General features: G+C 68.6%; 14 protein-coding genes and 3 rRNA genes. 6 read left to right on the top strand and 11 right to left on the bottom strand.

Annotated elements, in window-relative coordinates:
• Positions 1-194: 194 nt before the first annotated feature.
• From J8M51_RS45260 to mtnA, 5 genes are all read right to left on the bottom strand, one after another.
• Complete coding sequence (locus J8M51_RS45260; protein ID WP_086762030.1) at positions 195-986, bottom strand: ComF family protein; 792 nt, start codon at positions 984-986, stop codon at positions 195-197.
• Positions 987-1,326: 340 nt separating this feature from the next.
• Positions 1,327-3,114: an LpqB family beta-propeller domain-containing protein gene (locus J8M51_RS45255; RefSeq protein ID WP_086762028.1), complete on the bottom strand. Its 1,788-nt coding sequence runs from the start codon at positions 3,112-3,114 to the stop codon at positions 1,327-1,329.
• Between the two features lie 28 nt (positions 3,115-3,142).
• Positions 3,143-5,227 carry an MtrAB system histidine kinase MtrB gene (gene mtrB / locus J8M51_RS45250; protein ID WP_086762026.1) on the bottom strand — a complete coding sequence of 695 codons (2,085 nt, stop codon included), beginning with the start codon at positions 5,225-5,227 and terminating at the stop codon, positions 3,143-3,145.
• A gap of 1 nt (position 5,228) precedes the next feature.
• Positions 5,229-5,918 carry a two-component system response regulator MtrA gene (mtrA, locus tag J8M51_RS45245; protein ID WP_189823911.1) on the bottom strand — a complete coding sequence of 230 codons (690 nt, stop codon included), beginning with the start codon at positions 5,916-5,918 and terminating at the stop codon, positions 5,229-5,231.
• Positions 5,919-5,926: 8 nt separating this feature from the next.
• On the bottom strand, positions 5,927-7,072 hold the full coding sequence (mtnA, locus tag J8M51_RS45240) for an S-methyl-5-thioribose-1-phosphate isomerase (protein ID WP_216591057.1): 1,146 nt from the start codon (positions 7,070-7,072) through the stop codon (positions 5,927-5,929).
• Between the two features lie 140 nt (positions 7,073-7,212).
• On the opposite strand from mtnA, the gene J8M51_RS45235 reads away from it, so the two are divergent.
• The 5 genes from J8M51_RS45235 to J8M51_RS45215 are packed head-to-tail and all read left to right on the top strand — an operon-like array spanning position 7,213 to position 12,817.
• Positions 7,213-8,601, top strand: a complete 1,389-nt coding sequence (locus J8M51_RS45235; RefSeq protein ID WP_267300132.1) for a glycerophosphoryl diester phosphodiesterase membrane domain-containing protein — start codon at positions 7,213-7,215, stop codon at positions 8,599-8,601.
• A 40-nt stretch (positions 8,602-8,641) separates the two neighbouring features.
• Positions 8,642-9,331, top strand: coding sequence for a DUF4129 domain-containing protein (locus J8M51_RS45230; RefSeq protein ID WP_216591656.1), 690 nt, complete (start codon positions 8,642-8,644; stop codon positions 9,329-9,331).
• Positions 9,328-10,518, top strand: coding sequence for a DUF4350 domain-containing protein (locus J8M51_RS45225; RefSeq protein ID WP_267300130.1), 1,191 nt, complete (start codon positions 9,328-9,330; stop codon positions 10,516-10,518). The genes J8M51_RS45230 and J8M51_RS45225 overlap by 4 nt, the downstream gene beginning before the upstream one ends.
• Entirely contained in the window at positions 10,518-11,507 is a 990-nt protein-coding gene (locus J8M51_RS45220) for an AAA family ATPase (protein WP_086759695.1), read from the top strand. The genes J8M51_RS45225 and J8M51_RS45220 overlap by 1 nt, the downstream gene beginning before the upstream one ends.
• Positions 11,507-12,817: a DUF58 domain-containing protein gene (locus J8M51_RS45215; protein WP_086759693.1), complete on the top strand. Its 1,311-nt coding sequence runs from the start codon at positions 11,507-11,509 to the stop codon at positions 12,815-12,817. Before J8M51_RS45220 ends, J8M51_RS45215 begins: the two co-directional genes overlap by 1 nt.
• Before the next feature lie 75 nt (positions 12,818-12,892).
• Here the strand turns inward: J8M51_RS45215 and rrf are convergent.
• The 4 genes from rrf to J8M51_RS45195 all read right to left on the bottom strand — a co-directional run bounded on the left by rrf (position 12,893) and on the right by J8M51_RS45195 (position 19,656).
• A 5S ribosomal RNA gene (rrf, locus tag J8M51_RS45210) occupies positions 12,893-13,009 on the bottom strand.
• Positions 13,010-13,101: 92 nt separating this feature from the next.
• Positions 13,102-16,225, bottom strand: a 23S ribosomal RNA gene (locus tag J8M51_RS45205).
• A gap of 302 nt (positions 16,226-16,527) precedes the next feature.
• Positions 16,528-18,054: ribosomal RNA gene (locus J8M51_RS45200) — 16S ribosomal RNA — on the bottom strand.
• Together the 16S, 23S and 5S rRNA genes form the textbook arrangement of a ribosomal RNA operon.
• 594 nt (positions 18,055-18,648) lie before the next feature.
• Complete coding sequence (locus J8M51_RS45195) at positions 18,649-19,656, bottom strand: stage II sporulation protein M (RefSeq protein WP_086752491.1); 1,008 nt, start codon at positions 19,654-19,656, stop codon at positions 18,649-18,651.
• Between the two features lie 149 nt (positions 19,657-19,805).
• Here J8M51_RS45195 and J8M51_RS45190 point away from each other — a divergent pair, with 149 nt between their 5' ends.
• Positions 19,806-20,813: an RDD family protein gene (locus tag J8M51_RS45190; protein ID WP_086752493.1), complete on the top strand. Its 1,008-nt coding sequence runs from the start codon at positions 19,806-19,808 to the stop codon at positions 20,811-20,813.
• 64 nt (positions 20,814-20,877) lie between these two features.
• Here J8M51_RS45190 and J8M51_RS45185 read toward each other — a convergent pair whose 3' ends face one another.
• Positions 20,878-21,492, bottom strand: a complete 615-nt coding sequence (locus J8M51_RS45185) for a hypothetical protein (protein WP_086752495.1) — start codon at positions 21,490-21,492, stop codon at positions 20,878-20,880.
• Positions 21,493-21,650: 158 nt separating this feature from the next.
• Complete coding sequence (ahcY, locus tag J8M51_RS45180; RefSeq protein ID WP_086752497.1) at positions 21,651-23,108, bottom strand: adenosylhomocysteinase; 1,458 nt, start codon at positions 23,106-23,108, stop codon at positions 21,651-21,653.
• Positions 23,109-23,418: the final 310 nt, after the last annotated feature.

Genomic DNA, 23,418 nt, shown 5'->3' with positions numbered 1-23,418 from the left:
AAGATCTCCACCCACCGGCATGGGGTGATTCGGAAAACCCGCAGCACAACATTCGGATATGTGGTGAACGGCCGGGGCCATTCCCTCACAACCGAACATATCTCGCTCGGAGGGATGTCGTCACCCTCTACCGAGACGTACCTCCATTCAGGTGAATTGGCCCTCTCACCACCTGCAACGATGCAAGATCTCTGTCAGTTCCGGTTTATTTGGAAAGAGTCGGGCGGTCCGGCGACCACCGCCGCTCTGATGCGGTCTCCGGCTCCGTCCGTGCCCGCCATTCCCGTCACCCCTCGTGTTCGCACCACGTCCTGCGCCTTTCGTTCCGTGTCGAACTCGCCCGTCCCGGCCGCCCACCCGTCCCGGGCCGCCCGGACCGCCCGTGCCGCCTCGGCGAGCGAGGCACCGGTCGTCATCAGGTCGTCCACCAGCACGACCGTGCCACCGGTCAGCAGCCGGGTACCCCCGGCGGCCACCTCCAGCGCGCCCGCGAGGTTGTCCAGCCGCTGCCGGGAGTCCAGCCCCGACTGGTCGGCCACGGCCCGTCGCTGCCGCAGCACCCCGGCCACCCGGGCCGGCGTCCCGGTACCCCGCAGCTGCCCGGCCGCCGCGAGCGCGATCCGCCGCGCCGGGTCGTGCCCCCGCGCCCGCACCGCCCGCCGCGCGGACGGCACCGGAACCAGCAGCACCGGCCCGTCGCCACCCGCCCGTACGGCCCCTGCCAGGGCCGTGCCGAGCGGTCCGGCGAGCGCCAGCGCACCCCGTTCCTTGTGCGCGATGAGCGTGGCCCGCACCGCGTCCTCGTACGGCGCCGCGGCGTGCACCACGGGCAGCCCCGACGGCTCCGGAACCGGTCGCACCCGGCACGGTGCGGCCCCGGTCAGAGCCGCGCGGCACTCCGGGCAGAGCACCGCGCGAGGCCTCCCACAGCCTCCGCACTCGGCCGGCAGCACCAGATCCGTGAGGTCCTGCCACCACCCCCGCATGCCCACCACTGTGCCGACGCCTACGAGACGCCGCCACCCCTGTGGACAACCGCCTGTGGACAACTCACCGCAACCACAGGGGTGTTGTCACCCACACGTATGACGGGTGCCCGAAGAAGAGCGAGTGTCACCACAAAATGACCGAACCAAGGGAGGACCGAACCAGGGGAGGACCGAACCAGGGGAGGACCGACATCAGCCGCAGCCCCACAGCCCACCGGCGGACAGCCGGGACGGCGTCCCGGCCACCACCACCTGCACCACCTGCACCACCTGCACCACCTGCACCACCTGCACCACGGAAACGGAGAAACGGCCAGCCCGTCCCCGCACCCCGGCCTCACCCCGGATAGACCGGCGCCGACCCTTCCTTGACCACCGTCTGCCACTGCTCGCCCGGCGACAGCCGCACGATCCCGTCGGCCGAGTGGGCCACCAGCGGCTGGCTCTCGTCCTCCGACGCGGCGATCTCCTCCACACCCGTGAGCGCGGAGGGCCCGGAGTCCGGCATCGGGGAGCCGTCGACCCGGACGTACCGCACCTGCTGCACACCACCGGACTCGCGCCCCACGACCACCAGTTGGCTGTCGCCCGCCCACGACATGGCGGTGACGTCCTCCAGATCCGGTGTCACGGACCGCAGTTCGACGATCGAGACCGTGGTGCTCTCCGCGTCGGCGTCCCGCTCGATGCGCCCGATGTACAGCGCCCGCTTGCCCTCGTGCTCCAGGATCAGCGCGACCCGCACCCCGTCGGCGGCCACCCGCACGGCTTCGATCCGCCCGTCGAGATTGGGCGTCCGGGCCTCCAGAGGCTCCCCCATGCCGTCCGTGAGGACCAGCAACCGGGGCTTCTTGGGGTCCCGGTCGGCCACCCACAGGTCACCCCGCCCGTCCCAACTGGGCGTCGTCAGCCGGTCCTTCGCGGTGGCACCGGTGCTGCGCAGCGCCGGTTCGCCGAGCGTGCCACCCGGCGTCAGCGGCGACACGTACAGCTCGCTCCCGTCGGCCGACACCCCGGCCGCCCGGTCCTCGTCCCGTGACACCGCCGCGGACCGCAGCTGCTTCTCCCCCTCGCCGAGCGCGCCGGGAACGGCCGTCGGCGTCGTCAGCGACTTCCCCTCGGACAGCCGGACGAGCCGGTGGCCGCCGTCGATGAAGTACTCGTACGCCGCGCTCTTGCCATAGCCGTGCGAGGCGATGATGTTGGCCTCGCCCTCACCTAGCTCGCACAGCAGCGTGCCCGTCGACCCCTGCAGTTCCACCGTGTCCACACCCGTGGGCATGTAGTCCTGGAGCGTGAAGAGGAGCTGGGCGGCCATCTCCTTGCACCGGCTTTCCGAGACCCGGTCGGCCTTCTTGTTCAGCGGCACGACCAGCCTGTTCCGGTCGTCGGGGGTCAGCGCCTTGGTGCCCTTCCGCAGGGCCGTACCGGACGGGAAACTCGTCCTCGCGACCGGGTTGAGCCAGCTGGTGGGGCCCTCCAGCAGATCCCGGACCGCCTGGGTCACCGGGTCGACCTGGCTGCGCACGAACACCGGGTCGGCGACCGTTCCCGGCTCCCCGGACTGCGCGGCGGAGGTGAAGTAGTACTTGTTGATGGACTTGTAGTTGCGCTCGAAGTCCGACCTGCCGAGGACCACCCCCGGCGGCAGCCGGTCGATGCGCCACTGCTGGGTGTCCTTCACCCGCGTGAGGTGCACGGTCTTGTTGTACTCCCCACCGGCGGGCGTGTACGCGTGCTGCCCGTCCACCAGGGCGACCTTGGTGCCGGACAGCTCGATCCGGGCCTCGTCGGCCTCCGGCCGCTTTCCCGTGACATGGGTGTAGGGGATGGGTGACGCGTCCAGGACCGTGGTCGACTCGTCCGGCTCCCAGGTCTTCAGCGCGTCGCCGGTCAGGTACTTGCGCGCCGTCTCGTAGTCCAGATCGTCGCTGGTCAGGGCTTCGAGGAACCCCTGCACGATCGCCTTCGGCTCGGCGTCCTCCGCCGGCGGCAGCGCGAAGACCCGCACCTTCGCGTCCTGCCTCGGCGTCGACTCGACGTCACGCATGTCCCCGCCGTCCGGCATCGAGGCGCACCCCGCCAGCAGGACGGATCCGACACCGAGGCAGATGGTCGCCCGCATCGGACGTCCTCGGCCGCGTTTCGCGCGGTCAGCGCCCACGGAATGCCTCCCCCTGCTCGTGCTGCCGCTCCGCGTCGCTCTCCGCCGGCCGCTCCCCTGCTCGCCCCGCGTCCTCGTCGGACCGCCGCGCGGGCGGAGCCTGGGGCGGTGCCGCGGACGGCACACCAGGCCGGGGCACCACACGCGCCCCGTTGCCCGGCAGCGCCGTCGGGTCGGCCGTGGGCGCCGGTCCGGCGCCCGGACGTGGCCCTATGGCCGTCCGCGCGGCCCCGTGCTCACCGGCCTGGACCGGCACCGTGGCGAGCTTGCCACCGCCGCCGAGCGGCGGACCGGCACCGTCGAGTCCACGGTTGCGCCGCGAGTCCTTCGGCTCCAGGGGTATCGGGGAGCCCCTCAGCGGCTCGTCCGCCGTCCTCGGCAGGGTGAGCCGGAACTGCGAACCCCCGCCCGGCTCGCCCCACGCCTGCAGCCAGCCCCCGTGCAGCCGGGCGTCCTCCAGGGCGATGGACAGCCCCAGTCCCGTACCGCCGGTCGTACGCGCGCGTGCCGGGTCAGCCCGCCAGAAGCGGCTGAACACGCGGGTCGCCTCGCCCGGCTTGAGCCCCACCCCGTAGTCCCGCACCGCGACCGCGACCGCGCCGCCCGCCGCCGCCAGCTTGACCACGACGTCCTTGCCCTCGCCGTGCTCCACGGCGTTGACCACGAGGTTGCGCAGCACCCGCTCCACCCGGCGGGCGTCGGCCTCGGCCACGACGGGCTGCTGGTCGCCCAGCACCCGTATCCGCGTGCTCTTGCGCTCGGCGAGCGGCTCGGCCCCGCTGACGACCTTCCGCACGACCTCACGCAGGTCTATCGGCTCGGCCTCCAGCGCCGCCGCGCCCGCGTCGAAGCGGCTGATCTCCAGCAGGTCCGCGAGCAGCGACTCGAACCGGTCCAGCTGGTCGGCGAGCAGCTCCGCCGACCGCGCGGTCACCGGGTCGAAGTCCACGCGCGCGTCATGGATGACGTCCGCCGCCATCCGTACGGTCGTCAGCGGCGTCCGCAGCTCGTGCGACACATCGGAGACGAACCGCCGCTGCATCCGCGACAGGTCCTCCAGCTGCTGGATCTTCAGCTGCAGGTTCTGCGCCATCTTGTTGAAGGCCTCGCCGAGCCGCGCGATGTCGTCCTCGCCGCTGACCTTCATCCGTTCCTGGAGCCGCCCGGCGGACAGCCGCTCGGCGATACCGGCCGCCATCCGCACCGGCGTGACGACCTGCCGCACCACCAGCCAGGCGATGGCCCCCAGCAGTACGACGACGAACAGCCCGGCCGTCGCAAGCGTCCCCTTGACCAGGCTGAGCGACTTCTCCTCCTGGGTGAGCGGGAAGAGGTAGTACAGCTGGTACGGCTTGTTGTTGGGGTCGTTGACCTGCTTGCCGATGATCAGTCCCGGCTGGGACTCCTGGCCGTTGTAGTAGTGGATGCGCGTATAGCTCTGGACGGCGCCGGTGCCGTCGTCGACGCGCTCACGCAGCTCCACGGGCACGCTGAGGTCCCACTGCACGCCCCCGGAGACACGCGGTCCGAGCCCCCCGGCATCACCGTCGGCGGAGGCGGGACTCAGTGTCACCACGTCGAACGCGCCCTGGCCACCGCTGGACAACGAGTTCACCAGGGTGGTCATCCACTCGACGACGTTCTGCACCCGGTCGCCGTTCGGATCCGCGTCGTTCCCGGCCGCGCTCGCCTCGTCGTCCGCCTTCTGCTCGGCAGCCGTGAAGCCGCCGGTGGCCTGGCTCTGCGAGGCCTTGACCTTGGCGTCCAGCAGACCGTTGCGGACCTGCCCGATGACGACGAAGCCCAGCAGCAGCACGACGCTGAGCGACATCAGCAGGGTCGTCACGACGATCCTGAGCTGGATGTTGCGCCGCCACAGCCGCATCACCGGCAGCAGCGGACGACGCACCCAGCGCATGAACAGCCTCAGGACCGGGCTGCCCTGGACTCCGCCCTGGAGCAACCCGCCCTCGAGGAGACGCCCCCAGCGGGAACCCGACGACTTCCGGCCGACAGGCCGCTCCGCGCGGATCCCCGGCTGACCGGGCGCCGAAGCGGCACTGTCACCGGACATGTCAGCTGGGTCCTGCCTTGTATCCGACACCACGGACGGTCACCACGATCTCCGGCCGCTCCGGGTCCTTCTCGACCTTGGAACGCAGCCGCTGCACATGAACGTTCACCAGACGGGTGTCCGCCGCGTGGCGGTACCCCCAGACCTGCTCCAGCAGGACCTCACGAGTGAACACCTGCCACGGCTTGCGCGCCAGCGCGACCAGCAGATCGAACTCCAGCGGGGTCAAAGCGATCGACTGCCCCTCCCGCTTCACCGAGTGCCCGGCCACATCGATGACCAGGTCACCTATGGCGAGCTGCTCCGGCGCAGGCTCCTCCGACCGCCTCAGCCGCGCCCGGATCCGGGCCACCAGCTCCTTCGGCTTGAACGGCTTCACGATGTAGTCGTCCGCGCCCGACTCCAGGCCGACCACCACATCGACGGTGTCGCTCTTGGCCGTGAGCATCACGATCGGCACCCCGGACTCCGCCCTGATCAGACGGCACACCTCGATCCCGTCCCGGCCCGGCAGCATCAGATCCAGCAGCACCAGATCCGGTTTGGCCTCACGGAACGCGGCCAGCGCCTTGTCGCCGTCGGCTACGAAAGACGGCTCAAAACCTTCACCACGCAACACAATGCCGAGCATCTCGGCCAGTGCGGTGTCGTCGTCGACGACAAGGACTCGTCCCTTCATGAATGCCATCATCCCATTAACTAAATCGTTACCTGGCGTGACCTGTCACACAGCTCGGCAAGCGCATCAGCGGTCACGGGCGACACAGCCCCTTCCTCGGTGACGATCGCCGTCACCAACTCGGGCGGCGTCACGTCGAACGCCGGGTTGTACGCCTGGGTCCCCAGGGGTGCCACCGCGATCCCACCTCCCGCCTCCGCTCCCGCCACCGGCACCTGAGGCGCGGTGATCTCCGTCACCTCATGGCCGGCACGCTGCTCCACCTCTATGGACGCCCCGTCCGGGGTGTCCGGATCCACCGTCGTCACCGGAGCCACCACGATGAACGGCACGTGGTGATACCGGGCGAGCACCGCGAGCGGATAGGTCCCGACCTTGTTCGCCACCGACCCGTCGGCGGCGATCCGGTCGGCACCCACCAGCACCGCGTCCACCTCTCCGGCCGCGAACAGCGAGCCCGCGGCATTGTCCGTGAGCAAGGTGTACGCCATTCCGCTGCGCGCCGCCTCATAAGCGGTCAGCCGGGCACCCTGCAGCAACGGCCGTGTCTCGTCCACCCACAGCCTCCGCAGCCGCCCCGACCGGTGTGCCGCGAGCGCCACCGCGAACGCCGTGCCCTCACCGCCCGACACCAGCGACCCGGTGTTGCAGTGCGTGAGCACCCGGTGCCCGCCGCCCGGCAGCAGCTCGTCGAGCAGCGCCAGCCCGTGCGCGGCCATGCGGGAACTGGCCTCGGCGTCCTCCCGGTGCAGCGCCCGCGCCGCGGCGAGCGCCGCCCCGGCGGCCTCCTTCCGGTCGCCCGTCCGGCCGAGCTCGGCCCGGTGCGCGGCCCGCGCCCGGCGCACACCGACCGCGAGGTTCACCGCGGTGGGCCGCGCCCCTTCCAGCGCGTCCGCGGCCTCGTCCACGTCGAACCCTCGCGCGGCGGCGAGCGCGACCCCGTACGCCCCGGCGATCCCCAGCAGCGGCGCCCCGCGCACGGCGAGGACACGGATCGCCTCCACCAGCGCGGGCGCGTCCGTGCACACCAGCTCGACCTCCTCGGCCGGCAGTCTCGTCTGGTCCAGGAGGACCAGGACCGGGCCTTCGGGGGGCTCGTCCCAGCGGATCGCCGGTATCCCGGTCGGCCGGATGTCGTCGCCGGATCGCGCGTACTGATCAGCCATGCGGTCAGTCTGCCCCGTATCCGTCGGACAATTGAAGGTGCGCAGCGCATACGGCCCCCGGTCACTTCCCGGACACCGCGTGGCACGATGGGCGCCAACCTGCCGCCGCGACCGCGGACGGGCACCGTGAAGGAGCGACGATGAAGGACACTCCGGGCTGGGCCTCGCCCGGATCCGCCCCCTCGGGCGGCCAGGAGCCGGACCAGCAGGGCTCCGCGCAGCCGACGGACCACCCGGGCGGGACCGGCGCCGACCAGCCGCAGCCGGCCGGCCAGAGCGGCGCCGACCAGGCGCAGCCGCCGTCCAAGTGGTCCAAGGAGCAGCCGCCGCCCGCCCAGTGGTCCGCTCCGACCCCGCAGGCCCCCGGCCAGACCCCACCCCCACCGCCGGTCCCGGGCTGGGGCGGCCACCCCGGCGGCCCCCAGCCCCCGGGCCCCGGCGGCTACGGCCCGCCCGGAGCCCCCGGCGGCCACCCCGGCTACGGCACCCCCGGCCCCGGCGCTCCCGGATGGGGCGGCGGCTGGGGCGGCCCCCCGCCCGCGGCCAAGCCCGGAGTGATCCCGCTGCGCCCGCTCGGCATCGGCGAGATCCTCGACGGCGCCGTCTCCACCATGCGCACGCACTGGCGCACGGTCCTCGGCATCTCCCTGGCCGTCGCGGTCGTCACCCAGATCGCGGTCATCCTGCTCCAGGGCCTCGTCCTCAACGACACCGCGAGCGCCGACGCCCTCAGCGACCCGACCGCGACCCCCGGCGAGCTGGGCCGCGCCCTGGGCGACACCCTGCTGAGCACCTCCGTCGTCATGGTCATCTCCCTGCTGGGCACGATCATCGCGACAGCCCTGCTCACGACCGTCACCAGCCGCGCCGTCCTCGGCAAGTCCGTGACCACCGCCGAGGCCTGGCGGGACGCCCGCCCGCAGCTCTTCCGGCTGGGCGGCCTGACCGTCCTGCTGCTCGTGATCGCCGCCCTGGTCATGGCCGTGGGCGTCACACCCGGCATCCTGCTCGCCTCCGCGGGCTCCACCGAAGCCGGCGTACTCCTCGCCCTCTTCGGCGGACTCGGTGCCTTCGTCCTCACCGTCTGGCTGATGATCCGCTTCTCGCTCGCGTCTCCCGCCCTGATGCTGGAGAAGCAGGGCGTCCGCAAGTCGCTGGGCCGCTCCGTGAAGCTGGTGCGCGGCTCCTGGTGGCGGGTCCTCGGCATCCAACTGCTCGCCGCGATCATCGCCTACGTCGTCGCGTCGATCGTCGTGATCCCCTTCACCTTCGCGGGCGCGGCCCTGGACGGCGACGGCATCTCCGGCCTCATCACCACCGGCGGCGCCGCACTCGGCTGGACCTACCTCGTCATCAGCGGCGTAGGCGCGGTGATCGGGTCCACGCTCACCTTCCCGATCAGCGCGGGCGTCACCGTCCTCCTCTACATCGACCAGCGCATCCGCCGCGAGGCCCTCGACCTCGAACTGGGCCGCGCCGCCGGCCTGCAGGGCTACGGCGACGCCACGGGCGCCACCCCGGGGAGCTGACGGGGTGACACTGCCGGGGGGAGCACTGACAGCCGTACCGATGTCGTGGCGCTCGGCGGACGAGCCGCCCATCACCCTCCCGCGCGACCCCGCGCGGGAGGCGGCCGAGCGCGAGCTGTCCAAGGGCATGTACCACGAGAACGACCCCAGTTGGTACGAGCGCGCCATGGACGCCTTCTGGGAGTGGCTCGACAAGGTGTTCGGCGCCGCCTCGGCCGCCACCCCCGGTGGCACGCTCGGCCTCGTCGTCATCGTCCTGGCGGTCCTGGCCCTCCTCGCGGCACTGTGGTGGCGCCTCGGCACCCCCCACCGCGCCCCCACGTCCTCCGCCGCGCTCTTCGACGACCGCCCCCGCAGCGCCGCCGAACACCGCGCGGCCGCCGAGGCACAGGCCGCCCAGGGCCACTGGAACCAGGCCGTCCAGGAACGCATGCGTGCCGTCGTCCGCTCGCTGGAGGAACGCGCCCTGCTCGACGTACGCCCCGGCCGCACCGCCGACGAGGCGGCCTCCGAAGCCGGCTCGGTGCTCCCGGCCCACGCGGACCGACTCCACACCGCGGCCCGGGACTTCGACGACGTCACATACGGCGGCCGGGCCGCGGCCGAGGAGACATACCTCCGGCTCGCCGCCCTCGACACCGACCTGGAACGCACCAGGCCCGCACTGGCCAGCAGCACCCCGAGCACCGCGAGCACGGCCCGCAGCAGCCGCCCGGGAGCCGCCGAATGACCACCGAGGCCACGCTCCCGTCCACCTCCGTCACGCCCACGGCCCGCCAGGTGTGGACCCGCTCGCGCGGAGTCCTGCTCGCGGCGGTGGTCCTCCTCGCGGCGGCCGCCGTGATCGCCGTGATCCGCTCCGGCGCCGACCACGGCCGTCTGGACCCGCGCTCCGCCGACACCGACGGCAGCCGGGCCGTCGCCGAACTCCTCGACGACCGGGGCGTGTCCGCTCGGCTGGTCACCACCCTCGACGAGGCGAGCGCGGCCACCGGCCCCGACACCACCCTCCTGATCGCCGTCCCGGACCTCCTGACCGACTCCCAGCAGGAGCGCCTCCGCGCGGCGACCGAGGCCTCCGGCGGCCGCACGGTCCTGGTCGCCCCCGGCGCCCCGTCCGTGAGCACCCTCGCCCCGGGCGTCACCGCCGACGCCGCCCTCAGCCTGGACTCCACCCTCACACCCCGCTGCGAACTGCCCGCCGCCCGCCGCGCGGGCAGCGCCGACACCGGCGGAGTCCGCTACCACGTCACCGCCCGCGCGGCCGACACCTGCTACCCCGAGGACGGCCTGCCCACCCTGGTGCGCGTCCCCGCGGCCGAGGGCGACGGCGACACCGTCGTCCTCGGCGCCCCCGACATCCTCCTCAACAGCAGCCTCGACGAGCAGGGCAACGCCTCCCTCGCCCTCCAACTCCTCGGCTCGCGCCCCCATATGGTCTGGTACCTCCCCTCGCTCTCCGACTCGGCCCCCGACTCCGGAGACCGCAGCTTCTTCGACCTGCTCCCCTCGGGCTGGCTCTGGGGCACCCTGCAACTCTTCGTCGCCGGCGCTCTGGCCGCCCTCTGGCGGGCACGCCGACTGGGCCCCCTGGTACCCGAGAAACTCCCCGTCGCGATCCGCGCCTCCGAAACCGTCGAAGGCCGAGCCCGCCTCTACCGCAAGGCGCATGCCCGCGACCGCGCGGCCACCGCTCTTCGCTCCACCACCCGCACGCGCCTCGCCCCCCTCGTAGGTGTCCCCGTCTCCCGGGCGCACACGCCCGAGGTCCTGCTCCCCGCTCTGTCCGCCCACCTCCACGGCGACGGACAGCCCCTGCACGCCCTCCTCTTCGGCCCGCCGCCCGGCGACGACACGGCCCTCATCGCCCTCACCGACCAACTCGACGCCCTCGAAAGAGAGGTACGCCGTTCATGATGGACCCGACCACTGACAACGCCGGGACCGCCGGGGACCCGGGCACCGCCCGAGCCTCCCTGGAGGCCCTGCGCGCCGAGATCGCCAAAGCCGTGGTCGGCCAGGACCCCGCCGTGACCGGCCTCGTCGTCGCCCTCCTCTGCCGCGGACACGTCCTACTAGAAGGAGTCCCTGGGGTGGCAAAAACGTTGCTCGTCCGCGCCCTCGCATCCGCACTCGAACTGGACACCAAGCGTGTCCAGTTCACCCCGGACCTCATGCCGAGCGACGTCACCGGCTCCCTCGTCTACGACACCCGCAGCGCCGAGTTCTCCTTCCAGCCCGGCCCGGTCTTCACCAATCTGCTCCTCGCCGACGAGATCAACCGCACACCGCCCAAGACCCAGTCGTCCCTCCTCGAAGCGATGGAGGAACGCCAGGTCACGGTCGACGGCACCCCCCGCCCGCTCCCGGACCCGTTCCTGGTCGCGGCGACCCAGAACCCGGTCGAGTACGAGGGCACCTATCCCCTCCCCGAAGCCCAACTGGACCGCTTCCTCCTCAAACTGACGGTGCCGCTTCCGTCCCGCCAGGACGAGATCGACGTCCTCACCCGCCACGCCGAGGGCTTCAACCCGCGCGACCTGCGCGCCGCCGGCGTACGCCCCGTCGCGAACGCGGCCGACCTCGAAGCCGCCCGCGCCGCCGTGGCGAAGACGACGATCTCCCCCGAGATCACCGCCTACGTCGTGGACATCTGCCGCGCCACCCGTGAGTCCCCGTCCCTCACCCTCGGTGTCTCCCCCCGAGGCGCCACGGCCCTCCTCTCGGCCTCACGCGCCTGGGCCTGGCTGACCGGCCGCGACTACGTCATCCCCGACGACGTCAAGGCACTCGCGCTCCCGACGCTGCGCCACCGCGTCCAGCTCCGTCCGGAGGCCGAGATGGAAGGCGTGACGGCCGACTCGGTCATCAACGCGATCCTCGCCCACGTCCCCGTCCCCCGCTGATGGCTCCCACCGGACGCGCCGCACTCCTCGCGGCTCTCGGCGCCCTCCCCGTGGGTCTCTGGGAACCCAGCTGGACGGGCGTCCTCGCCGTGAACGCCCCACTGGCCCTGGCGTGCGCCTGCGACTACGCCCTCGCCGCACCAGTGCGCCGACTGGGCCTCATCCGCTCCGGCGACACCTCCGCACGCCTCGGCGAGACCGCGGACGTCACCCTCACGGTCACCAACCCCTCCAGCCGCCCTTTGCGGGCCCACATCCGCGACGCCTGGCCGCCCAGCAGCTGGCTCCCCGGATCCGAGGTGACGGCCTCCCGCCACCGCCTGACGATCCCCCCGGGCGAGCGCCGCCGCATCATCACCCGTCTACGCCCGACCCGCAGGGGCGACCGCCAGGCGGACAGGGTCACGATCCGCTCGTACGGCCCGCTGGGTCTCTTCGCCCGCCAGGGCAGCCACAAGGCCCCTTGGACCGTACGTGTGCTGCCCCCCTTCACCAGCCGCAAGCATCTGCCGTCCAAACTGGCCCGCCTGCGCGAACTCGACGGCCGCACCAGCGTCCTGACCCGGGGCGAGGGCACGGAGTTCGACAGCCTCCGCGAGTACGTCCCCGGCGACGACACCCGCTCCATCGACTGGCGCGCCACCGCCCGCCACTCCTCGGTGGCGGTACGCACCTGGCGCCCCGAGCGCGACCGCCACATCCTCCTCGTCCTCGACACCGGCCGTACGTCGGCGGGCCGCGTCGGCGACGCCCCCCGGCTCGACGCCTCCATGGACGCGGCTCTTCTCCTGGCCGCCCTCGCCTCCCGCGCCGGCGACCGCGTGGACCTCCTGGCCTACGACCGCCGCGTCCGCGCCCTTGTCCAGGGCCGCACCGCGGGTGATGTCCTCCCGTCCCTGGTCAACGCCATGGCCCCGCTCGAACCCGAACTCGTGGAGACGGACGCCCGGGGCCTCACCGCCACCGCCCTCCGTACGGCCCCTCGCCGTGCGCTGATCGTCCTCCTCACCACCCTGGACGCGGCTCCCGTCGAGCAAGGTCTCCTCCCGGTCCTGTCCGGCCTCACCCAACGGCATTCCGTCCTGGTCGCGTCGGTCGCCGACCCGCACATCGCGCACATGGCCGACTCCCGAGGCACCACGGACGCCGTCTACGAGGCCGCGGCAGCCGCCCAGGCCCAAACCGACCGCCACCGCACCGCCGACCAACTCCGCCGTCATGGCGTCACGGTCGTCGACGCCACTCCGGACAACCTGGCGCCGGCTCTGGCGGACGCTTATCTGGCACTGAAGGCGGCAGGACGCCTTTAATTTCTCCCGGGGGGGCAACCTCCCGGGAAACGCGAAAAGGCCCACACCATAAGGTGTGGGCCTTTCCCAATATTTGTTCGGCGGCGTCCTACTCTCCCACAGGGTCCCCCCTGCAGTACCATCGGCGCTGTAAGGCTTAGCTTCCGGGTTCGGAATGTAACCGGGCGTTTCCCTCACGCTATGACCACCGAAACACTATGAAACACTCAACCGCACCACCACCCGTGACCAGGGCAATGGGGTTGTTCGTGGTTTCAGAACCAACACAGTGGACGCGAGCAACTGAGGACAAGCCCTCGGCCTATTAGTACCAGTCACCTCCACCCGTTACCGGGCTTCCAGATCTGGCCTATCAACCCAGTCGTCTACTGGGAGCCTTACCCCATCAAGTGGGTGGGAATACTCATCTCGAAGCAGGCTTCCCGCTTAGATGCTTTCAGCGGTTATCCCTCCCGAACGTAGCCAACCAGCCATGCCCTTGGCAGAACAACTGGCACACCAGAGGTTCGTCCGTCCCGGTCCTCTCGTACTAGGGACAGCCCTTCTCAATATTCCTGCGCGCGCAGCGGATAGGGACCGAACTGTCTCACGACGTTCTAAACCCAGCTCGCGTACCGCTTTAATGGGCGAACAGCCCAACCCTTGGGACCGACTCCAGCCCCAGGATGCGACGAGCCGACATCGAGGTGCCAAACCATCCCGTCGATATGGACTCTTGGGGAAGATCAGCCTGTTATCCCCGGGGTACCTTTTATCCGTTGAGCGACGGCGCTTCCACAAGCCACCGCCGGATCACTAGTCCCGACTTTCGTCCCTGCTCGACCCGTCGGTCTCACAGTCAAGCTCCCTTGTGCACTTACACTCACCACCTGATTGCCAACCAGGCTGAGGGAACCTTTGGGCGCCTCCGTTACCCTTTGGGAGGCAACCGCCCCAGTTAAACTACCCATCAGACACTGTCCCCGATCCGGATCACGGACCCGGGTTAGACATCCAGCACGACCAGACTGGTATTTCAACGACGACTCCACCCGAACTGGCGTCCGAGCTTCACAGTCTCCCAGCTATCCTACACAAGCCGAACCGAACACCAATATCAAACTGTAGTAAAGGTCCCGGGGTCTTTCCGTCCTGCTGCGCGAAACGAGCATCTTTACTCGTAGTGCAATTTCACCGGGCCTATGGTTGAGACAGTCGAGAAGTCGTTACGCCATTCGTGCAGGTCGGAACTTACCCGACAAGGAATTTCGCTACCTTAGGATGGTTATAGTTACCACCGCCGTTTACTGGCGCTTAAGTTCTCAGCTTCGCCACACCGAAATGTGACTAACCGGTCCCCTTAACGTTCCAGCACCGGGCAGGCGTCAGTCCGTATACATCGCCTTACGGCTTCGCACGGACCTGTGTTTTTAGTAAACAGTCGCTTCTCGCTGGTCTCTGCGGCCACCCCCAGCTCACCGAGTAAATCGGATCACCGAGCGTGGCCCCCCTTCTCCCGAAGTTACGGGGGCATTTTGCCGAGTTCCTTAACCATAGTTCACCCGAACGCCTCGGTATTCTCTACCTGACCACCTGAGTCGGTTTAGGGTACGGGCCGCCATGAAACTCGCTAGAGGCTTTTCTCGACAGCATAGGATCATCCACTTCACCACAATCGGCTCGGCATCAGGTCTCAGCCACAAGTACGACGGATTTACCTGTCGCACGGCCTACACCCTTACCCCGGGACAACCACCGCCCGGGATGGACTACCTTCCTGCGTCACCCCATCACTCACCTACTGCAAGTCTGGTCCGTCGGCTCCACCACTCCCCTTTGCCCGAAGGCTCCGGGGCGGCTTCACGGACTTAGCATCGCCTGGTTCAGTGTTTGACGCTTCACAGCGGGTACCGGAATATCAACCGGTTATCCATCGACTACGCCTGTCGGCCTCGCCTTAGGTCCCGACTTACCCTGGGCAGATCAGCTTGACCCAGGAACCCTTGGTCAATCGGCGCAAACGTTTCTCACGTTTGTATCGCTACTCATGCCTGCATTCTCACTCGTGAACCGTCCACCACTGCCTTCCGGCGCGGCTTCACCCGGCACACGACGCTCCCCTACCCATCACGATCCCCGTTGGGGGTACATATCGCAATGACACGACTTCGGCGGTACGCTTGAGCCCCGCTACATTGTCGGCGCGGAATCACTAGACCAGTGAGCTATTACGCACTCTTTCAAGGGTGGCTGCTTCTAAGCCAACCTCCTGGTTGTCTCTGCGACTCCACATCCTTTCCCACTTAGCGTACGCTTAGGGGCCTTAGTCGATGCTCTGGGCTGTTTCCCTCTCGACCATGGAGCTTATCCCCCACAGTCTCACTGCCGCGCTCTCACTTACCGGCATTCGGAGTTTGGCTAAGGTCAGTAACCCGGTAGGGCCCATCGCCTATCCAGTGCTCTACCTCCGGCAAGAAACACACGACGCTGCACCTAAATGCATTTCGGGGAGAACCAGCTATCACGGAGTTTGATTGGCCTTTCACCCCTAACCACAGGTCATCCCCCAGGTTTTCAACCCTGGTGGGTTCGGTCCTCCACGAAGTCTTACCTCCGCTTCAACCTGCCCATGGCTAGATCACTCCGCTTCGGGTCTTGAGCGTGCTACTAAAATCGCCCTGTTCGGACTCGCTTTCGCTACGGCTACCCCACCCGGGTTAACCTCGCAACACACCGCAAACTCGCAGGCTCATTCTTCAAAAGGCACGCAGTCACGACGCACCGAGTAAACTCGATGCGCGACGCTCCCACGGCTTGTAGGCACACGGTTTCAGGTACTATTTCACTCCGCTCCCGCGGTACTTTTCACCATTCCCTCACGGTACTATCCGCTATCGGTCACCAGGGAATATTTAGGCTTAGCGGGTGGTCCCGCCAGATTCACACGGGATTTCTCGGGCCCCGTGCTACTTGGGTGTCTCTCAAACGAGCCGCTGACGTTTCGGCTACGGGGGTCTTACCCTCTACGCCGGACCTTTCGCATGTCCTTCGCCTACATCAACGGTTTCTGACTCGTCTCACAGCCGGCAGACTGTGAAAGAGAGATCCCACAACCCCGTATACGCAACCCCTGCCGGGTCTCACACGCATACGGTTTGGCCTCATCCGGTTTCGCTCGCCACTACTCCCGGAATCACGGTTGTTTTCTCTTCCTGCGGGTACTGAGATGTTTCACTTCCCCGCGTTCCCTCCACATACCCTATGTGTTCAGGTATGGGTGACAGCCCATGACGACTGCCGGGTTTCCCCATTCGGAAACCCCCGGATCAAAGCCTGGTTGACGACTCCCCGGGGACTATCGTGGCCTCCCACGTCCTTCATCGGTTCCTGGTGCCAAGGCATCCACCGTGCGCCCTTAAAAACTTGGCCACAGATGCTCGCGTCCACTGTGCAGTTCTCAAACAACGACCAACCACCCGTCACCCCACTGGAGATCCAGTGAGTACACCGGGGCCGGCACTGAAGGAAGTTCATTCCCTCAGACACCCAACAGCGTGCCCGGCCGCTCCCCGTCCGGAGATCATGTTTTCCACACTCTGACGAGCAGTACTCACAGCCTCCGGCCCGGTGAACCGGCCGAATAATCAACGTTCCACCCATGAGCTGACCACCGCAGAACGTTTGTCTGCGTAGTGGCTCTGGCTGCCTTGCGGCAGCTAGATGCTCCTTAGAAAGGAGGTGATCCAGCCGCACCTTCCGGTACGGCTACCTTGTTACGACTTCGTCCCAATCGCCAGTCCCACCTTCGACAGCTCCCTCCCACAAGGGGTTGGGCCACCGGCTTCGGGTGTTACCGACTTTCGTGACGTGACGGGCGGTGTGTACAAGGCCCGGGAACGTATTCACCGCAGCAATGCTGATCTGCGATTACTAGCAACTCCGACTTCATGGGGTCGAGTTGCAGACCCCAATCCGAACTGAGACAGGCTTTTTGAGATTCGCTCCGCCTCACGGCTTCGCAGCTCATTGTACCTGCCATTGTAGCACGTGTGCAGCCCAAGACATAAGGGGCATGATGACTTGACGTCGTCCCCACCTTCCTCCGAGTTGACCCCGGCAGTCTCCTGTGAGTCCCCATCACCCCGAAGGGCATGCTGGCAACACAGAACAAGGGTTGCGCTCGTTGCGGGACTTAACCCAACATCTCACGACACGAGCTGACGACAGCCATGCACCACCTGTACACCGACCACAAGGGGGCGACCATCTCTGGCCGTTTCCGGTGTATGTCAAGCCTTGGTAAGGTTCTTCGCGTTGCGTCGAATTAAGCCACATGCTCCGCTGCTTGTGCGGGCCCCCGTCAATTCCTTTGAGTTTTAGCCTTGCGGCCGTACTCCCCAGGCGGGGAACTTAATGCGTTAGCTGCGGCACCGACGACGTGGAATGTCGCCAACACCTAGTTCCCACCGTTTACGGCGTGGACTACCAGGGTATCTAATCCTGTTCGCTCCCCACGCTTTCGCTCCTCAGCGTCAGTAATGGCCCAGAGATCCGCCTTCGCCACCGGTGTTCCTCCTGATATCTGCGCATTTCACCGCTACACCAGGAATTCCGATCTCCCCTACCACACTCTAGTCTGCCCGTATCGAATGCAGACCCGGGGTTAAGCCCCGGGCTTTCACATCCGACGCGACAGACCGCCTACGAGCTCTTTACGCCCAATAATTCCGGACAACGCTCGCGCCCTACGTATTACCGCGGCTGCTGGCACGTAGTTAGCCGGCGCTTCTTCTGCAGGTACCGTCACTTTCGCTTCTTCCCTGCTGAAAGAGGTTTACAACCCGAAGGCCGTCATCCCTCACGCGGCGTCGCTGCATCAGGCTTTCGCCCATTGTGCAATATTCCCCACTGCTGCCTCCCGTAGGAGTCTGGGCCGTGTCTCAGTCCCAGTGTGGCCGGTCGCCCTCTCAGGCCGGCTACCCGTCGTCGCCTTGGTGAGCCGTTACCTCACCAACAAGCTGATAGGCCGCGGGCTCATCCTTCACCGCCGGAGCTTTCCACACTCATCGGATGCCCGAGAGTGTTGTATCCGGTATTAGACCCCGTTTCCAGGGCTTGTCCCAGAGTGAAGGGCAGATTGCCCACGTGTTACTCACCCGTTCGCCACTAATCCCCACCGAAGTGGTTCATCGTTCGACTTGCATGTGTTAAGCACGCCGCCAGCGTTCGTCCTGAGCCAGGATCAAACTCTCCGTGAATGTTTACTCGGCCGGAAAACTAATTCAGCCGGTGCACACACACGAGAGCGGAACCACCGGAGGAATAGTCCGATGGTTCACAGCGTCCTCGCTGTGTTTTGTTTCAAAGGAACCTCGTCCCAGCAGATGCTGGAGACGGGGTATCAACATATCTGGCGTTGATTTTTGGCACGCTGTTGAGTTCTCAAGGAACGGACGCTTCCTTTGTACTCACCCAAGCTTCTCGCTCAGGCTTTCCTCCGGGCAGTTTCCCTTCGGTCTTGCTGTCTTGCGTTTCCGACTCTATCAGACCGTTTCCGGTTCCGATTTCCTCGGTGCTTTCCAGGTTTCCGCTTCCGCGTTTCCCTTTCCGGCGACTCCGACTTTATCAGAAGTTTTTAGCCGGACTGACCGGCCGCTTGTTTCTGATTCATCGGGTGGACTCACTCGGGAAATCGCATTCGCGAGAAACGAGGAGCCGGTAGATTTTCACCGCCGCCCTGGGGTATGACCACCTCTAGGCAACTGTTCGAATCTACCTCCCCGCAGTCACCGTGTCAACGGCTCTTGCGGGAACGAAGAGGAGACTAACAGCCCGGCGGGGGTGGACGCACATCAGGCGGCCGTAGGGACCGCGGCGCTGCGTTCGTGCTCCTCGACATCGCCCGTGTCACCGGCCCGGACGGCTCGTCCGCCCAGGACGTAGACGTATGCGAGGAAGGCCAGTTCGGCGAGGACGCCGATGCTGATGCGGGCCCAGGTGGGCAGGCCGGACGGGGTGACGAAGCCTTCGATGGCGCCGGAGACGAAGAGGACCAGCGCCAGGCCTATCGCCATGCCCAGGGCGGCGCGACCTTCCTCGGCCAGGGCCGAACGGCGACTTCGAAGGCCCGGATCGATGACGGTCCAGCCGAGTCGCAGGCCTGTGCCGGCCGCCACGAAGACGGCGGTCAGTTCCAGCAGACCGTGCGGAAGGATCAGGCCGAGGAAGACGTCGAGGCGGCCGGCCGAGGTCATCAGGCCGATGCCCACTCCCAGATTGAGCATGTTCAGGAGCAGGATCCAGAGCACCGGCAGCCCCAGGAAGATCCCCAGGACCAGGCACATCGCGGCGGCCTGGGCGTTGTTCGTCCACACCTGGGCCGCGAAGGACGCGGCGGGATGGCTGGAGTAGTACGTCTCGTACTGGCCACCGGGACGCGTCATCTCGCGCAGCGCGTCGGGGGCCGCGATGCTGGCCTGGACCTCGGGGTGGGTACCGATCCACCATCCCAGGACCACGGCGACCAGGGTGGAGAGCAGTGCGGTCGGGACCCACCAGTGGCGGGAGCGGTAGACCGCGGCGGGGAAGCCATGGGTCAGGAAGCGGGTGACATCGCGCCAGGAGGCCCGTCGGTTCCCCGTCACGGCACTACGCGCGCGTGCCACCAGTTGGCTGAGACGTCCCGTGAGCTGAGGGTCCGGGGCGCTGGACTGGATCAGGGAGAGATGAGTGGCGGTGCGTTGGTAGAGGGTGACGAGTTCGTCGACCTCGGCTCCGTCGAGGCGGCGCTGACGGCGGAGCAGGGCGTCGAGGCGGTCCCACTCGGCGCGATGGGCGGACACGAAGACATCGAGGTCCATCGGATGTACTGCTCCTCGTCCCTCTTCATACTGCGTGTCGGCTTGTCGTACTGATCTCACTGGTCGTACCGCGGCGCGCTATGACCTCAGCTTGGCAGACTGGCCACTCTCGGGGCAGGCCAGGGGATCGAACCGGAAGGACTACGGGTGTGAGTGAGCTGGTGACGGGTGAGGCGGTGGCGCTGGAGCTGCGTCCCGCGAAGCTGCCGAGCCGGGCGCTGGCGGTGCTGCTCGACCTGATCGTGGCCATGGTCGTGTACCTCGCGGTGGTCCTGGTCCTGGTGCTGTCGACGGCCGGCCTCGACGAGGCCGCGCAGGCGGCGATATCCGTCGCCGCCTTCCTGCTCGTCCTCGTGGGCGGCCCGATCGCGGTGGAGACGCTGAGCCATGGGCGTTCGCTGGGGAAGCTGGCGTGCGGGCTCCGGGTGGTGCGGGACGACGGTGGGCCGATCCGGTTCCGGCACGCGCTGGTGCGCGGCGCGGTCGGGGTGGTGGAGATCCTGATGACGTTCGGTGTCGTCGCCTGTATCGCCTCGCTCGTGTCGGCGCGGGGGCGGCGGCTGGGTGATGTGTTCGCGGGGACGCTGGTCGTGCGGGAGCGGGTTCCGGCCGGGCGGACGGCGTTCGTGCCTCCGCCGCCGCCCTGGCTCGTGGGGCAGTTCTCCGGGCTCGACCTGTCCGCCGTTCCGGACGATCTGTGGTTGGCCGTCCGCCAGTACCTGACGCGGATGCGGCAGCTGGACCCGCACGTGGGCGCGGCCATGGCGGAACGTCTCGCCGCGGACCTCGCGGCGCGTACGGGTGCCCCGGCGCCGTACGGGGTGCCGCCCGGCGCGTATCTGGCGGCCGTGGTGCACGAGCGGCAGGCGCGGGAGGCCCGCCAGGCGTTCGGGGGCGCCGCCGGGACGGGCGGCGTGGCAGGTCCTCCGGGTGCGCCGCGTACGGGCGGGCCCGGTGCCCCGGTCGCCGGGCCCGGTTGGGGCGGGCCGGTGGCTCAGCCCCCTGCCGCTCCCGCGGGCTTCGCTCCCCCGGCTGGCGTTCCCGTCCCCGGCCACGCCGTAGCCCCGGCTTCGCCCGCTCCGGCAGCCGCCGAGCCTGCGCGGCACCAGCCGCCCGCTCCTGACCGGCCCAGCACCGGATTCGCGCCACCCGCCTAGGCCCTGGCCCTCCCCCGAACCGTCGCCGGCCGAGCACCATCGTCAGCCGCGCGTCGGGCCGGGCTCAGCCGAACGTGGACGGTGGTGTCTCCAGGTGCTCCAGCTCGATCCCGGGGGCCGACAGGACGACGTCGCCCGTGAGGTGGACGGTGTGCCGCTCGCCCGTGTCCAGGGCTGTGACCTGGTATTCGTCCACGGTCAGGGGGCCGTTGTCAGTGGCGTGTGCTTCTCTTTCGATCAAGGCCCAGGACTGGTCCAGGGTGCGCGGGGCGAGGACCGGGTCGGTGAAGCGGACGAGGCGTACGCGGGTGGCGGGTGCGGAGGGGGTGAGGCGCAGGAGGCGGGCGGTGGCGATCAGGAACGCCGGGGAGGTGCCGGTGAAGGCGTGGGCGGCGACATTGCCCTCGGTGGCCTCCGTACCGGTGGGGTCGGTGCGGACCCAGGTGACGCCGTCGAGGGCGGCGCCGCGGACCTGCCAGCTCGCGGCGTGCAGTTCGAGGCGGATGGGGCGGCCGAGTTCGTCCAGGGCGAGGTCGACGGAGCCCATGTGGTCGCCGGAGGGAGCGGTCAGCTGGGAGACATAGCGCCAGCCGGACGGGCCGGGCGCGCAGTGGAAGTGTTCTTCGGCGAGGAGGGTGTGGTCGTGCGGGTCGTACAGCGAATACCGGCCGCGGGGCATGGGGGTCCTGGGTCTTGACGGGCCGGTCCGGTCGACGGACGGACGGGGCTGAGGGGTGGAACGGGCAGGCCCCCGGCACGGGGGTGCGGGGGCCTGCCTGATCGCTGCTGCCGTGACGGGTGCGTCGATGGGACGCACGAACGCACCCGCCGGGCGGATCAGTAGCGGTAGTGGTCCGACTTGTACGGACCCTCGACCTCCACACCGATGTACGAGGCCTGCTCGGGGCGCAGCGTCGTGAGCTTCACGCCGAGCGCGTCGAGGTGGAGGCGGGCGACCTTCTCGTCGAGGGCCTTGGGCAGCGTGTAGACGCCCGTGGGGTACTCGTCGGGCTTGGTGAACAGCTCGATCTGGGCCAGCGTCTGGTCCGCGAAGGAGTTGGACATCACGAACGACGGGTGGCCGGTGGCGTTGCCCAGGTTCAGCAGGCGGCCCTCGGACAGGACGATGAGGACCTTGCCGTCCTCGAACGTCCAGGTGTGGACCTGGGGCTTGACCTCGTCCTTGACGATGCCGGGCACCTTGGCGAGACCGGCCATGTCGATCTCGTTGTCGAAGTGGCCGATGTTGCCGACGATGGCCTGGTGCTTCATCTTGGCCATGTCGGCGGCCATGATGATGTCCTTGTTGCCGGTCGTGGTGATGAAGATGTCGGCGGTCTCGACGACCTCGTCGAGCGTGGTGACCTGGTAGCCGTCCATCGCCGCCTGGAGGGCGCAGATCGGGTCGATCTCGGTGACGATGACACGGGCGCCCTGCCCGCGCAGCGACTCCGCGCAGCCCTTGCCGACGTCGCCATAGCCGAACACCACGGCGGTCTTGCCGCCGATGAGGACGTCGGTGGCGCGGTTGATGCCGTCGATCAGGGAGTGGCGGCAGCCGTACTTGTTGTCGAACTTCGACTTCGTCACGGCGTCGTTCACGTTGATCGCCGGGAAGAGCAGCTGGCCGTCGCGCTGCATCTCGTACAGGCGGTGGACGCCGGTCGTGGTCTCCTCGGTGACGCCGCGGATCTCCGAGGCGAGCTGGGTCCACTTCTGGGAGCCGTCGGTGATCGTGCGGTGCAGGAGTTCGAGGATGACGCGGTGCTCGTCGTTCTCGGCGGTGTCGACGGCGGGGACCTCGCCGTCCTTCTCGTACTCGACGCCCTTGTGGACGAGGAGGGTGGCGTCACCGCCGTCGTCGAGGATCATGTTGGGGCCGCCGGTGGGGCTGTCCGGCCAGGTCAGCGCCTGCTCGGTGCACCACCAGTACTCCTCCAGGGTCTCGCCCTTCCAGGCGAAGACCGGGACGCCCTGCGGGTTCTCGGGCGTGCCGTTCGGGCCGACGGCGACGGCCGCGGCGGCGTGGTCCTGGGTGGAGAAGATGTTGCAGGACACCCAGCGGACCTTGGCGCCGAGGGCGACCAGGGTCTCGATCAGGACGGCGGTCTGCACGGTCATGTGCAGGGAGCCCATGATGCGCGCGCCGGCCAGCGGCTGGGTGGCGGCGAACTCCTTGCGGATCGCCATCAGGCCGGGCATCTCGTGCTCGGCGAGGGTGATCTCCTTGCGGCCGAAGGCGGCCAGGGAGAGGTCGGCGACCTTGAAGTCCTGTCGGTTGTCGACAGTCGTCATTGCGAGCTGCTCCTCGGTGTCGGGTCGAGGGTGGGTAGGGCTGGTCTGCGCGGCGGCGGACACAGGGGTGCCCCGAAGAGGACACAGGCATGCCCGGTGCGCGCAGCGCAGTCCGTCGGAGGCCCTCTCTCCCTCGGCCGGTCCCCGGTGGGACCGCCCGACCGCCATCAGCAGCGACGTCTGGCTCCGTCCCAAGCTACACCGGTCGGCCCTGCCTGCCCCAGTCCGCCCGGGTACGGATCGAGCCGAAGGGAGGGGTGGAGCCGTACGGGACAGGGGCGGGGCCGGGTACGGGAAAGGGCCCGTCGCG

The sequence above is a fragment of the Streptomyces griseiscabiei genome, from assembly GCF_020010925.1.
In the GTDB taxonomy this organism is placed as follows: domain Bacteria; phylum Actinomycetota; class Actinomycetes; order Streptomycetales; family Streptomycetaceae; genus Streptomyces; species Streptomyces griseiscabiei.
This window is presented reverse-complemented; position numbering and strand designations above follow the sequence as displayed.

Coding starts and splice junctions, on each gene's coding strand:
- mtrA (WP_189823911.1), bottom strand. CDS start 5,918: ATGATGGCATTCATGAAGGGACGAGTCCTTGTCGTCGACGACGACACC.
- J8M51_RS45235 (WP_267300132.1), top strand. CDS start 7,213: ATGAAGGACACTCCGGGCTGGGCCTCGCCCGGATCCGCCCCCTCGGGC.
- J8M51_RS45215 (WP_086759693.1), top strand. CDS start 11,507: ATGGCTCCCACCGGACGCGCCGCACTCCTCGCGGCTCTCGGCGCCCTC.
- J8M51_RS45220 (WP_086759695.1), top strand. CDS start 10,518: ATGGACCCGACCACTGACAACGCCGGGACCGCCGGGGACCCGGGCACC.
- J8M51_RS45185 (WP_086752495.1), bottom strand. CDS start 21,492: ATGCCCCGCGGCCGGTATTCGCTGTACGACCCGCACGACCACACCCTC.
- J8M51_RS45195 (WP_086752491.1), bottom strand. CDS start 19,656: ATGGACCTCGATGTCTTCGTGTCCGCCCATCGCGCCGAGTGGGACCGC.
- mtnA (WP_216591057.1), bottom strand. CDS start 7,072: ATGGCTGATCAGTACGCGCGATCCGGCGACGACATCCGGCCGACCGGG.
- ahcY (WP_086752497.1), bottom strand. CDS start 23,108: ATGACGACTGTCGACAACCGACAGGACTTCAAGGTCGCCGACCTCTCC.
- mtrB (WP_086762026.1), bottom strand. CDS start 5,227: ATGTCCGGTGACAGTGCCGCTTCGGCGCCCGGTCAGCCGGGGATCCGC.
- J8M51_RS45260 (WP_086762030.1), bottom strand. CDS start 986: ATGCGGGGGTGGTGGCAGGACCTCACGGATCTGGTGCTGCCGGCCGAG.
- J8M51_RS45255 (WP_086762028.1), bottom strand. CDS start 3,114: ATGCGGGCGACCATCTGCCTCGGTGTCGGATCCGTCCTGCTGGCGGGG.
- J8M51_RS45225 (WP_267300130.1), top strand. CDS start 9,328: ATGACCACCGAGGCCACGCTCCCGTCCACCTCCGTCACGCCCACGGCC.
- J8M51_RS45230 (WP_216591656.1), top strand. CDS start 8,642: ATGTCGTGGCGCTCGGCGGACGAGCCGCCCATCACCCTCCCGCGCGAC.